General features: G+C 58.3%; 12 protein-coding genes. 3 read left to right on the top strand and 9 right to left on the bottom strand.

The features are described from left to right. Positions 1-85: 85 nt before the first annotated feature. A complete protein-coding gene (locus CBB91_RS08295) occupies positions 86-1,975 on the top strand; it encodes a DUF885 domain-containing protein (protein WP_273013414.1) in 1,890 nt (629 codons plus the stop codon). Positions 1,976-2,385: 410 nt separating this feature from the next. After that, entirely contained in the window at positions 2,386-3,165 is a 780-nt protein-coding gene (locus tag CBB91_RS08300; protein ID WP_273013429.1) for a tellurium resistance protein TerC, read from the top strand. 31 nt (positions 3,166-3,196) lie between these two features. Here the strand turns inward: CBB91_RS08300 and CBB91_RS08305 are convergent, their stop codons facing one another. The 5 genes from CBB91_RS08305 to CBB91_RS08325 all read right to left on the bottom strand — a co-directional run bounded on the left by CBB91_RS08305 (position 3,197) and on the right by CBB91_RS08325 (position 7,955). Further along, positions 3,197-4,366 (bottom strand): flagellar motor switch protein FliM, encoded by a 1,170-nt coding sequence (locus CBB91_RS08305; protein WP_273013416.1) that lies wholly within the window; start codon positions 4,364-4,366, stop codon positions 3,197-3,199. A gap of 240 nt (positions 4,367-4,606) precedes the next feature. After that, positions 4,607-5,023, bottom strand: coding sequence for an RNA polymerase-binding protein DksA (gene dksA / locus CBB91_RS08310; RefSeq protein ID WP_027837297.1), 417 nt, complete (start codon positions 5,021-5,023; stop codon positions 4,607-4,609). Positions 5,024-6,606: 1,583 nt separating this feature from the next. Further along, positions 6,607-7,254, bottom strand: coding sequence for a MarC family protein (locus CBB91_RS08315; RefSeq protein ID WP_273013418.1), 648 nt, complete (start codon positions 7,252-7,254; stop codon positions 6,607-6,609). A 9-nt stretch (positions 7,255-7,263) separates the two neighbouring features. Next, positions 7,264-7,569: a hypothetical protein gene (locus CBB91_RS08320; protein WP_162175969.1), complete on the bottom strand. Its 306-nt coding sequence runs from the start codon at positions 7,567-7,569 to the stop codon at positions 7,264-7,266. Then, positions 7,569-7,955, bottom strand: a complete 387-nt coding sequence (locus tag CBB91_RS08325) for a flagellar biosynthesis repressor FlbT (protein ID WP_035551046.1) — start codon at positions 7,953-7,955, stop codon at positions 7,569-7,571. The genes CBB91_RS08320 and CBB91_RS08325 overlap by 1 nt, the downstream gene beginning before the upstream one ends. Before the next feature lie 394 nt (positions 7,956-8,349). On the opposite strand from CBB91_RS08325, the gene CBB91_RS08330 reads away from it, so the two are divergent. Beyond that, complete coding sequence (locus tag CBB91_RS08330) at positions 8,350-9,225, top strand: MoxR family ATPase (RefSeq protein WP_035551385.1); 876 nt, start codon at positions 8,350-8,352, stop codon at positions 9,223-9,225. Here CBB91_RS08330 and CBB91_RS08335 read toward each other — a convergent pair. The 4 genes from CBB91_RS08335 to CBB91_RS08350 form a co-directional block, all read right to left on the bottom strand. Then, positions 9,222-9,791 (bottom strand): nuclease-related domain-containing protein, encoded by a 570-nt coding sequence (locus CBB91_RS08335; protein ID WP_345906784.1) that lies wholly within the window; start codon positions 9,789-9,791, stop codon positions 9,222-9,224. The two genes, CBB91_RS08330 and CBB91_RS08335, sit on opposite strands and share 4 nt — an antisense overlap. Before the next feature lie 327 nt (positions 9,792-10,118). After that, positions 10,119-10,871, bottom strand: a complete 753-nt coding sequence (locus tag CBB91_RS08340; protein WP_273013422.1) for a DUF2270 domain-containing protein — start codon at positions 10,869-10,871, stop codon at positions 10,119-10,121. A 55-nt stretch (positions 10,872-10,926) separates the two neighbouring features. Beyond that, positions 10,927-11,832 (bottom strand): mechanosensitive ion channel, encoded by a 906-nt coding sequence (locus tag CBB91_RS08345; RefSeq protein ID WP_273013424.1) that lies wholly within the window; start codon positions 11,830-11,832, stop codon positions 10,927-10,929. A 35-nt stretch (positions 11,833-11,867) separates the two neighbouring features. After that, a partial coding sequence (locus tag CBB91_RS08350) for a hypothetical protein (protein WP_273013426.1) occupies positions 11,868-12,512 on the bottom strand: 645 nt, incomplete at its 5' end.

Genomic DNA, 12,512 nt, shown 5'->3' on the forward strand with positions numbered 1-12,512 from the left:
GGCACGACAAAGGTTAATGAAGTGGGAAAAGACGTTAAGATGAACGTTGAAAATTGCAGAAATCACAGTGGAATCGGAGGTTTTCATGAGACGGACTTCAACAGCAATCGCAGCGCTCCTGCTGCTCGGCGCATGCCAGAGCGAGCCCAGCGACACGCTTCCGCCNCCAGTTGCCGAGATGCCGCCAGCGCCGGCAATTCAGGACCGCGCTGAAATCGTTGCTGCAGAAAGCGCCCGCCTGAACCAGTTCTTCGAAGACAAGTTCCAGGCCACGCTTTCGCGCAACCCGATGTACCAGACCTATCTGGGCGTGAAGACCGATTATGACAAATGGAACGACGTCTCTGACGAAAATGCCGTGCGCGAAATGGAAATCCAGCGCGCCGACATGGAAGAGATGAAAACCCTGTTCGACTACGACCTGCTGGACGATCAGGCCAAACTGTCCTGGCGACTTGCGGAATATGANCTCGCGCAGGCGGAAGCGGCCTTCCCATTCCGCCATCACAGCTACACGTTCGACCAGATGCGGGGTGTGCAGTCGAGCATTCCGGCTTTCCTGGTCAACCAGCATGGCGTCACCAGCCTGTCAGACGCGGAGGCCTATGTTTCGCGGCTCGAAGGNATCTCAGCTTATCTCGATCAGCACATTGAAAATGCGGAGTATTCGGCGAGCCTTGGCATCAAGCCNCCGGCCTTCGCCTACGCCTATGTCCTGAACGATTCCAAAGGCGTCATAACAGGATACCCGTTCACGTCGGACGTTTCCGATGGCAGCGAAGACAGCCCGCTGATGAAGGATTTCCGCGGCAAGGTCACCAAACTNGTCGAGGCTGAAACCATTGATCAAAGCCAGGCGGACGCATTGCTTTCGGATGCGGTTGCGGCGCTGACATCATCCGTCGGCCCAGCCTATGAGAATGTGATCACGGTNATGGAGGCCCACGCCGAAACCGCCACGACNGATGATGGCGCGTGGAAGCTGCCAGACGGCGACGCCTATTACGCGATGCGCCTGAACCAGATGACCACGACAGGCATGAGCGCAGCTGAAATTCATCAGCTGGGTCTCGACGAAGTGGCGCGCATTCACGGCGAAATGCGCGGAATCATGGCGCAGGTCGGATACGAAGGCACGCTCAAAGAATTCTTTGAATTCATGCGGACTGACGAGCAATTCTACCTGCCGAACACGGAAGAAGGTCGTGAGGCTTACTTGTCCGAGGCACGTCATCAGATCGAGCTGATGAAAGAGGACCTGCCGAGTGTGTTCAACACATTCCCGAAAGCCGACATGATCGTGAAAGCGGTTGAGCCGTTCCGCGAAAAGTCCGCAGGCAAGGCCTTCTATTCCCGCCCTGCCCCGGATGGCAGCCGNCCCGGCACNTANTATGCNAACCTCTACCGCATGCAGGATATGCCGACCTATCAATTGCAGGCACTTGCCTTCCATGAGGGCATTCCGGGCCACCACATGCAGATTGCCATCGCGCAGGAACTGGAAGGCATTCCGAGCTTCCGGAAGTATGGCGGCTACACCGCCTTCTCCGAGGGCTGGGGCCTGTACTCAGAATACCTGCCGAAGGAAATGGGCTATTATTCCGACCCGTATGATGATTTCGGCCGCCTCGCCATGGAGATCTGGCGCGCTGCCCGTCTCGTCGTCGACACNGGAATTCACGACAAGAAATGGACCCGTGAACAGGCAATCCAGTATCTTCTCGACAATACGCCGAACCCCGAAGGCGACGCGAAGAAAGCCATTGAGCGCTACATCGTGATGCCGGGTCAGGCGACAGCTTACAAGATCGGCATGATCAAGATCCTGGAGCTTCGGGAATCAGCCAGAGCCGAACTTGGTGATGCATTCGACATCGCAGAGTTCCACGATGTTGTGCTGAAGGATGGCCCGGTTCCGCTCAGCATTCTGGAAGAGAATGTGAAAACCTGGGTCGCCTCCAAACAGGAAGCCTGATCCGAAACGCCGCGCAGCCCTTTGCAGACTTTCCGCATTTGGCGGGAATGGCGAATACGCTGCGCGGCGCTTTCTTGGGAACTGATAAAGTCAGGCGACGTAACTTGATCTGAACGTTTGACCGTCCCTATCAGGGGACTGGACCAATTTGCCATCAGGAGATTTGGGGATGCTGGGTGAAATCATGACGGAGGTCTTCTCCGTATCGGGCCTGTTTACGNTNTTNATGNTNTTGNTGCTNCAGGCCGTGCTCGGCTTCGNCAANNTGCTCTACATNTCNATCGAATCAAANCGNGTNGGCGAAGNNAAAGCGCCGATGGTNCGCCAATGGGGCATCGGCCTCGCNGTCGCTGTTCNGGATCNTCCTGCTCTTCNTCATCGTCGCNCTGTTCGATGCNNTGGCCGAGCCNNTGTTCGGNTTNCATCTNNCNGGNNTNNTNGANGGNGAGTTNACCTTCCAGAGCNTNATCACNNTCGNNGGNGGNGCNTTCATCATCTACACNGCGATCAAGGAAATCACCCACCTGCTGACGGTCGACCACATTGAGCACAGCGAAGGCGGCAAGGCCAAATCGGTCATGCAGGCCATCACGCTCATCGTGGCGATGAACCTCGTCTTCTCATTCGACTCCATCCTTTCCGCGATGGCGATTGCAAACGTCGAAGTCGCAAACATCGTATCGGCCAGCGGCGAGGTGATCGACACGTTCAAGGGCACCGTGACGGATTGCAAGTCCGCCCTGATCAGCACGCCCATCGAAGGCGCTGTCGGCTGTCGTCCCGGCAAGGATTATCAAGTCTGGCTGATGGCGATCGCGATTATCGTATCCGGTATCGTGATGGCACTCATGGCGGACGCGGTCGCTGAGTTCCTCAAGAAGAACCGGATGTACGAAGTTCTCGGCCTCTTCATCCTGTTCCTGGTCGGGGTCCTGCTGGTCACTGAAGGCGCCCATCTGGCTCACATGAAACTGTTCACCTTCACCATCGAAGCCATGAGCAAATCGAGCTTCTACCTCGTCATCTTCGTTCTGGTGGTCACCGATATCATCTCGACCAACTACCAGAAGCGTCTCTGGCGGCAGCGCGAAGCGGAACTCCAAGCCCACGGAGAATCCGAATCCGTTGTCGCTGCGGTTGACGATGAAATGGATAGGAAGCCACCGATCTTCACAGGCTTCAGACTGTAAGGAACGGCGCTACTGGACGCCCTGTTGCCGACTAGCGCAGCAGGGCCGTCCGCCTGCTGATGCGCAGGGCCATCCTGTTGCCCTTGCGACCGATCTGGCCCTCTGCAACCACAGCGCCGTCGCGGCCACCAGTCAGCAATTCGACAGGCTGGTCTGATGGCAGGCCAAGCAGCAGGGTCGAGCCTGGCTTGAGGTCTGCAAGACGCGAGAGTGGTACGCTGAGCGATGCGATACGCGCGGTCAGAACGGCTGTCATCGCCCCTGCCCCCGCTGCTGCTGGTACAGCTGCAGGCGCACTCAAAGCCATCTGGCGAGACCGGACAGGCGCCGGTTCACTCGCGCCATCGAACAGGTCGTCCTCCGCCATGATCAGACGCGCTGGCATCTTTGCATCATTCACGCGTACATCGAGGTCAAGAATCGTGGTCTGCCCCGGCCCGGCCAGCGCGGACGCAAATTCCGGATCCGTCTCGATACGGGAGAATTTCAGCGACGACGCCAAGGCCGCGCCCAATGGCCGAACCAGCCCTTCCAGCAGCGCCGCATCCATCGGCGTCAACATGCGCGCCTTCTGCTGGGATGGGTGTCCACCGCACGCCGTTTCGATCAAGGCATTCGCCAGCGGCGCGCTGATCACCAGCATCGCGGCAATCTCTCCGCCGGGTGCGGTGAAGCAGGCGATCGCTGATCCCGTACCCGCGCAATCTGTCTGTAAACCCTGGTCGAAACTGCCCCGTGCACTCGCGCGCGCCAGAGCGGCCGCCTTCAGGCCACATCCATCACGCAGGGCGAGACTCAGGCGAGACGCCATCCGGCGTGCCTCGTCGGTCACATCGGTCGGTTGCGCTGGCGGCAAGGCGAGGTCGCGAACCTCTACGTCTTCCACCTGCGCCGGCTCGGGTTCAGGCTCCGGCATGTCATCCAGATTGGGTCGCAGCAGCGCTTCGATTTCCGCCGCGCTCAGAACACCGCGCGACGTCGGCAACGGACGATCGGGCGTGATCGGCTCGAACGTTGTTGGCATGTCCAACATGATGTCGGACTCACGTCGAGGTGACATGTCCCATCCATCATCAGCAGCAAGAGGCAAGTCGGTCTTCATGGAGCGGTCGGCCGGTTCTTGGGTTCCTGACCGTTTTGCGCCAGATACGGTTAACGACTGGTTAGGAATTTCCTCTTTCGTCCGCTCATCGTCAGCCATGATTCTACCCTGGTCTCCGTTGGGATTAATGCAGGCGCACTTCACGTTAAGTATCACGAGCTGGCGTTAAGGCCTTGATTACGATGCTGTAAGACATCGTTTGGACCTTCATGCCATTATGCCTTCATCGCATGAGGCACCAAGCATAACCGCCGAAGCGTTGGGTAGATTGGGCGAAAGAAAACGGCGGTAATCCGATGCCGGATTACCGCCGTTGTTTTATTCCGAACTGGAATTGAGTTAGTCGTCTCGCAGCGTGCGCTCTTTGCGCTCATGGCGCTCCTGCGCCTCAAGGCTGAGCGTGGCGGTCGGGCGCGCTTCCAGGCGACGCAGACCAATCGGCTCACCCGTCACTTCGCAATAGCCGTAAGATCCATCATCGATGCGGCGCAGCGCCGAGTCGATCTTGGAGATCAGCTTGCGCTGTCGGTCCCTCGTGCGCAGCTCAAGCGCCTTGTCGCTTTCGGCAGACGCGCGATCCACGATGTCCGGCAAGGATCCTGACTCACCCTGCAGATTGTTGATCGTCTGCTTTGCGCCATCAAGAATGTCAGCCTTCCAGTTTTCCAGAAGCCGACGGAAGTAGGCGAGCTGGCGCTCGTTCATGAACTCCTCGTCGTCTGAGGGGCGATAGTCGTCCGATAGGTCAACACTCATCGCTTATTCACCTTACTCTGTTTGGGGGCGGATATAGACCGCCTAGTGATTCTCTGCAATTCCTGCCGCTGAGTAATTTTTGCCAATGTTTTCAGTCAATTGAGGCAAAATCATGTAATCTTCATGAGATTGTTACCAATCGACTGCGTCGTATTCCGAGAAATTCGGTGCAATTTACAGGCCAGCCCTTGATCTTTCTCGCGACGATGCGCTGAATGAAATCTGTCCCAAACACTACGGATGCATTGGTTTCAGCGTACATGGCCCGACGCCGGAAAACTATGGATAAGACGTCCGGCTGGATGCAGGCAGTTGTCTTCAACTCGCTGCTGGTCCTCATGCCTGTCATCGCCGCGCAGAGCCTCTCAATGGCATTCTCCGGCGAAGGGTTCTCCGACACACCCACCATCGAAGCCATCGACCAGACCCGCCGCAACATGGACGAGTCCTTTGCCTCCATCTCTCCGCGCAGCGGCGGCGACAAATACAAATTCTGGCACGACATCGTCGAACGCGAACTGACCGATATGGACGTTTCCGCGGCGCGTGGTTTCCTGCTGGCTGCACCCGAAATGCTTGACCGTGAATCTGTGCGGGAGCTTCAGGCAGATTCAGATGGGGTGAAGATGGACCGCGCGGATGATCGCCTGGCCGCTGCCGCCTTGCGCAAGCTTCCGCTCGATATCGGCCTGAAATTCGAAGAGGCAGAAGCTGCCGCTGGCCGCAAGACATTTGCATCCACATCGTCCGCTCTGGACGANACTGATGAAACGGAAGCGACAAACCCGGACACGGATGCTGAAACGGCAGACACGTCGGACCTGGGCGAGGAAGCCGAAACCGAGGTGACCCTTGCGGCGAGCGCCCGTTCGGCCGACCGGCGCTTCATCCTGCTCGGCACGTTCGCGGACCTTGCCAACAACTCAGAGCGCTGGGTAAAGGGCGACCGGGTTGATCCGATTACGCTGAAAGTGACGGCCATCGGCCTCATCGGTGCCGAGAGCGCGGATGGCGTGGGCGACGGGAATGTCCGGGCAGCGTCCATCCTGAAGTCCGCCCGGCGCGCCCGGCGAATGACCCCGGAATTCACGACCTATATGCGCAACCGGCTGAACGATGCGATTCCCGACTCGGCACTCCGCCCTGCCCTGGAAGACGTTTTCGATGAACTGGCCACAACCAGCGTGCGTGTTGATCGTGTGCGGGACGCCTATATGAGCGCCATCGATCCGGCGGGCCTGCAGCAACTCGAGGCAGACCTCGTCCAGATCGACCGGATCGGCATGCTGACGAGCACGCCCGCAGCCATCACTTTGATCGAGCATGTAAAAGACGAAGCGGATCTGCGTCGCGCGCGCCTGCTGGCCGAGGCTGGCGGTGACCGCTCTGTTGCTCTGGTGAAGCAAAATGGCGAAGACGCCCTGCGCATTGCCGACACCGGCATCAAATGGACCCGCGACCTGATGTTTCAGGTCATGGGCCTTACTGCGTCCGGGCTGGCCCTGCTCTATGTGATGATCGCGACGTTCCGCCGGAATGTCCGCCTTCCGAAAAAGCGTATCGAGCCGACAGGAATCTGATCGCTAGAGATTGAATGCGCCGCGAATGCCATCGATCAGAAGCTGAACGGACAAGGCCGCAAGAATGACGCCCAGGATCCGCGTCAGCGCGCCCGCAACACTTGCCCCCATCAGCCGGACCAGTGGCCCCGCAGCCAGGAAGATCAGAAGCGTCAGCGCAAGGTTCAGGCCGATCGCAGACAGGACAATCCCCTTCTCGATCCAGTCGGACTTGTCAGACATGTAGAACATGGCCGTGGCGATCGTACCCGGCCCGGCGACCATTGGAATGCCAAGCGGGAACACGGATACATCATCCGGCTCGGGGTCTGCTGCGTGGCTTCCCAAATGTTCCTCGGCGCGGTGTTCCCGGCGTTCCGTCCGTTTCTCGAACACCATGTCGAGCGCGATCATGAACAGCAGGATGCCGCCGGCAGCCCGGAACGCATCAATCGAGATGTGCATTGCGCCGAGTAGCCAGGAGCCGCCAAACGCAAACCCATAAATGATAATCGTGGCGACAATAATCGACTTGATCGCCATTCGGCGACGATAGGCGGCATCACCACTCGCCGTCAGCGTCGCAAACACGGGCGCTACGCCCAAGGCGTCGATCAGGACGAAAAAGGTGACAAAGGATGCGGTAAAAAGAGAGATCAGTTCGGCGCTCATGCGCGCGACCTAATCTTTTTGGTCCGCTGCGTCGAGGATTTCCTGCACGAGCGGCGCAACAATCACTGCATCTCCCATGCCCGCGAACCGGGACAGGTCGGCGCCGCCAGAAGCAAGGGACATCATCATGCGATGGCCGCGCAGACGCTGCAGCAAGCCTTCCTCACCACGATGGCCATCTGCTGTGGCTGTGCGGCCGTGTCCGAGATCCACCAACAAGCCTTCACCCTTCCCGGCCTCCAACAGGGAGATTGCCTCATCTAGTGAGACAGCCTTCGGATCAGGGAGTGGGTCCATGCGCATTGGTTTCGCCATCATTCCGGTCCTCGCGCGTCAGCGGCCATCAGCTTTCTGCACCGGCTCAGCGCGCGATATAGATTGGAACTGGCAACATCGGCCGAAATTTCCAGAACATTTTCACGGTCTTCATCGCTTTCGCAAACGGCGAGCAACCCTGCGATGGCTTCAGCTGCCTGCGCATATGGCGGACCATCGACCTCGCCGAGCAGGTACATCTGCATGATCGCGAAATAGGCGCGCCCCGCCTGTGTGGTCGCTTCGGTAGGTCTCAGAATATCCTTCTCGCGCAGCACTCGGGCGCGCGTTTCGAGCAGAAGTACGCCACGCCGGTCGCCATTTCTGACAACCGCGCCGTTCACCACGAATGTTTCGCCCGGTTTGAGGGACAGCTTCAATGGCATAGTGTCTGATTCCACTCCTGCAGATTTTGATAAAATTTGCAGAAAGGCGTTAACGCTTGATTGCGATTGCGTAAGTCTGTCAAAAATTTGCAATCAATTGCATGCCATAAAGGCACCATGCGCCCGGTTCCCGAATGCGTAGGATCAACAGGCCTGCGAGGGGTTTGGTCCGTCACGGTCCTCAGGGGACGACCTAACCAAATCCAGCGCGGCGCTCATCTGAAGCTTGAGGCACTGCGGCGGTACGCATGGCTGACTTCCTTTTACCACAGAGCCTCCCTGCGCAAAAATGAATTCAATGCTGCAGCGCGGCAGCTGCCCTTTCGCCACGTCAGCGCTTGCTCCTCAGGCCCGCCACACTATTGTTGGGTCAGACCCAGATGAGGAAGAATTCATGCGTTTTGAAGGCACCCAGGATTATGTCGCCACCGATGATTTGAAAGTGGCAGTCAACGCGGCAATCGCTTTGGAGCGTCCGCTCCTGATCAAGGGTGAACCCGGCACCGGTAAAACCGTCCTCGCCGTTGAAGTGGCCAAGGCGCTCGGCGCAGAACTGATCGAGTGGCACATCAAATCTACAACGAAAGCCAGCCAGGGCCTTTACGAATATGATGCGGTCTCCCGGCTGCGCGACGGCCAGATGGGTGAAGAGCGCGCGAAGGACGTGGCGAACTACATCAAGAAGGGCAAGCTGTGGGAAGCGTTCACCGCTGAAAAGCGCCCAATCCTGCTGATTGACGAGATCGACAAGGCCGACATCGAATTCCCGAACGACCTCCTGCAAGAGCTCGACCGGATGGAGTTCTATGTCTACGAGACCGACCAGACCATCAAGGCGAAGCAACGTCCGATCGTGATCATCACATCGAACAATGAAAAGGAACTGCCGGACGCCTTCCTGCGCCGCTGCTTCTTCCACTTCATCAAATTCCCGGACGAAGAGACGATGAAAGAGATCGTCGATGTCCACTTCCCGGATATCAAGAACAAGCTGGTCAAGGACGCGCTGACGACCTTCTACGCCATGCGCGAACTGCCGGGTGTGAAGAAGAAGCCGTCCACGTCTGAGCTGCTCGACTGGCTGAAGCTCCTGATGAATGAAGACATTGATCTGGAGACCCTCAAGGAACAGGATCCGGACCGCCTCACCCCGCCCCTGCATGGCGCACTCCTGAAAAACGAACAGGACGTCGCCCTGTTCGAACGCCTCGCCTTCCTCGCCCGCCGCGGCGACGGCAATGGCGGCGGCCGCAGAGGCCCGGCGGGTTAAAAGGACAACTTCTCAGACANTGCCTGTTGTTCACGAAGCTTCGAATGGAAGTAGGCGACTTGCTTCGGGGAAAGCGCTTCGTGTGACGAAGTTCGAATGAAGCTGCACAAATCCCAAGGGTTCATCACCTGAACCAGTGGGTTGTGGCGCTCAACGTTGATCTTCCAGCCTGGAAAAACGACGACCGCTCGGACTGGATCCTTCAAATTCAGACCCATGCTCGCCAGATGCTCNTTCAGCCATACTGCCTGGCGGATAGCCTGCCGAGATGGGTCAGTTCGGGTTCTGAAGCGCCCCTTCCAGATTGATTTGCCATCGAACCGAAGACGAGAAATGCCGGTTCGGTTGGTCGTCCAGGTTTTCGTCTCCACGGCGTAGATGCCGCTCGTATGGAATACGACATGGTCCAGATTGAAGCCTGCGGCCTGTACATCATGCAGTATGCGAGCCCCATGCCGCTCAAGCTCATCCAGCTGCGCGCCAACTTCCCGCTCGCCTTCGCGACCCAACACGGCGTTTCGATACTGGCGGTCAAGTTTTAGCGCGATTGCAATAAACGCGGCCAAACAAACCAGCATGATCGCGAGATAAATGTGATCAAGGTCTTGGTCAGCGGGAAGAATGCGGCGCCCCGTGAGCGCGCCTGCCAGAAAGCAGAAAGCGGCGAGCGCAAAAACGCTGAGCCCGAGGAGAGAGCTTACGCGAGTGTCTAGAGACTCTCCTGCCCGACGGGCCCTGTATTTGCGAATAGGGGTAACGTTCTCGACGGACTCCATAGCGCCCTTCCCACTTCTATAGAGGGGCATCTACTTAATCGAAAACACTCAAGAATTTCTTTCTTTGATCGATCCGATTTCAATCTTTACGCTCTTTTTCGCAATCTCGAGCGCACCTCAATCCTTCGCTATGTCGCCCAGCGGCTGCGCCTTGGGCCGCCGGTTGACGTCTTCGCGGCTTTTCAGGAAGTCGGCCATCTTGGTCTTGTCCTGGCGCTCGTCGAACCAGGTTTTCCAGGCCAGTGTCATCCAGGCGGCATGGAACAGCAGGCCACAGATGATCGAAACCAGACCGGGGATCGGCCCGATATGGGCACGCCGGACAAACTCTCCCAGAGTCAGCACATCGGTTGGATGGATCGCAATCTTGGCAAAATAGGCCGCGCCCTGAATGGCGAAAATCCAGCCATAATTCCGGCGCAACCGCCGCCCAATGGCGCGCGCCATGGATATTCGATATTGCGGCTTTTCGTAATCGTCCGACAGGGCGGTGCCTCGGTCGAGCGGTATCCGGGCGCCCTTCCCGCGCAGCATGGGGACGTAAAATGCGATTTCCAGCACGCGCGCGCGAAACCGCCAGACATAGAAGAATCGATAGCGACGCGCTTCCAGTATCAGGAACATGATGCAGAGCGCCCCGACCAGCACGATGGGAAAGGGAGATGCGCGATCACTGGCAAAGGATACTGACAGGCCGATCCCGGTCGAGATCACAGCCCAGTTCGTCGTCTGGTCCAGACGCTGGCGCCAGATGGTCGAACGATAGACTTCCGCGCGATAGAGGTGGGCCAGCGCGCCAACCTCCTTGCTGCCCACAATGGCTTCAGGCGGATCGCCATCAGGATCTTCAGTAAATTCCAAATCGCTCATACGGGCATTCTACGGCGCGAATCTCCGCCGCGCCAAGGGGCAATCGGGCGCGGGCTCAGCTGTTTTCTCGGGCTTCTTCCCGCTCTTTCACCACCCGCGTCATCAACGGAATTGGAACAGCCTCTTCCCGGAACGATAGCGTGGATTGCGGGAATGGAATGGTGATGCCCGCCTCGTCCAGCGCATCCTTCACCGCAAAGGCGACTTCGTCATAGGTTGCGCGTTGGTCCGCCGGGCGGCTGCCAGACCACCAGAGCAGTTTGAAATCGATGGACGAGCCACCGAACGAGACACATTGCACGTCCATGGTTTCAGACTGCTCGACCGACTCACAGCTTGCCAGCGCGTCCTGCAACACCGATTTGGCCTTGCGCATGTCGGTATCATAATCGACGCCGACCACCAGCTCCTGACGTTTCAGGGTGCGGTCGGTTTCAATATTGACCGGATTCTTGAACAGGTACGAATTCGGCACGATGACAAGCTCGCCATCCGTTTCCCGGACATGGGTTTCGCGGATCAAAATGCTCTCGACCCGGCCATAGACGTCTTCGCATTCGATCACATCACCGATCCGAAGCTTCTCGCGGCCAAGGATGATAACCCCTGCGAGGAAATTCTCGAACACGTCCTTGAACGCGAAGCCGATCGCGACCGATGTCAGGCCCAGACCGGCAATAATGTCAGATGGCGACACGGACGGGAAAATCACCGTCATCGCAATCGCAACGCCGACGATCCAGGCCGCGATGGAAATCAGGTTTTGCGCCAATGTCACCAATGCGTCCCGAACCCGCGCGCGATGCATGGCCGTCGAGACAATCGCCCGGATAATCCGGCCCGCAATCAGGGTCACAATCAGGATGACCAGCGCAATGGTGAGATTGGGCAGGCTCTTGAAGAAGGCTGAAGCCATGTTTTCGACTTCGGTCTTCAGGTCTTCAATGGGCGTAAACTCCATCCGCGTGTAACGCGCGAACCCGGTTCAGGTTCCCATCAATTGCAATAACCGAGCTTGAGGACGGGTCCATAGCCGTCGAGGGCAAGACGAACATGGTGCGTGTCGTCGGAATTCGCGTCCGCCCGGATGCGCCCAGCCAGCGCTCCGGCCTGCCCGGTAATCCGCCGCCGCCACAGCGCATAGCGTAGAGACTCCGGATCAGCGGTGAGCGCAATGGCACGGTCAAAACTGCTCAAGTCACATGCCTCCATCGCCAGTTCTGCGAGGGAATGACCGAAATCGGCCTGTTCAAACGACCGGTCCAGTCCGCTTGCTGCAATTGGACGCCCGGCCAATTCGAACATCGCATCAACCACGCGCCGTCGGGTTGGAGCGTCCGGTGCCAGACGCGCGCCCTCTGCCATGATCTCAGGACGGCCAATATTGAAAGGCTGCGCCCCTGCCCGTGCATCGCGCAAAAATGCTGTCCAATTCCCCCGCGACAAAGCCGCCTTGGCCTTTTTCCTCGCATAGGGTTCGACGGCCTTCTCACGTCTCAGATCTGCGCCAAGCCGCGCCTGCCAGTGCCGCAGCAACAGCGTGTCGCCACTCTTCGCCACGGTTTCCAAAAACGGCGCCTTCAACCGGTTCTGCTTTTCTGCGGGCAAGTGCTCGGCCGCCGACCAGATCGCGTCCAGCAT

Source organism: Hyphomonas sp. TMED31 (assembly GCF_002172815.1).
Lineage (GTDB): Bacteria > Pseudomonadota > Alphaproteobacteria > Caulobacterales > Hyphomonadaceae > Hyphomonas > Hyphomonas atlantica.

Excerpts from the sequence above, each read along its gene's own strand:
- CBB91_RS08305 (WP_273013416.1), bottom strand. The coding sequence starts at position 4,366 with ATGGCTGACGATGAGCGGACGAAAGAGGAAATTCCTAACCAGTCGTTA.
- dksA (WP_027837297.1), bottom strand. The coding sequence starts at position 5,023 with ATGAGTGTTGACCTATCGGACGACTATCGCCCCTCAGACGACGAGGAG.
- CBB91_RS08315 (WP_273013418.1), bottom strand. The coding sequence starts at position 7,254 with ATGAGCGCCGAACTGATCTCTCTTTTTACCGCATCCTTTGTCACCTTT.
- CBB91_RS08320 (WP_162175969.1), bottom strand. The coding sequence starts at position 7,569 with ATGGCGAAACCAATGCGCATGGACCCACTCCCTGATCCGAAGGCTGTC.
- CBB91_RS08325 (WP_035551046.1), bottom strand. The coding sequence starts at position 7,955 with ATGCCATTGAAGCTGTCCCTCAAACCGGGCGAAACATTCGTGGTGAAC.
- CBB91_RS08330 (WP_035551385.1), top strand. The coding sequence starts at position 8,350 with ATGCGTTTTGAAGGCACCCAGGATTATGTCGCCACCGATGATTTGAAA.
- CBB91_RS08340 (WP_273013422.1), bottom strand. The coding sequence starts at position 10,871 with ATGAGCGATTTGGAATTTACTGAAGATCCTGATGGCGATCCGCCTGAA.
- CBB91_RS08345 (WP_273013424.1), bottom strand. The coding sequence starts at position 11,832 with ATGGAGTTTACGCCCATTGAAGACCTGAAGACCGAAGTCGAAAACATG.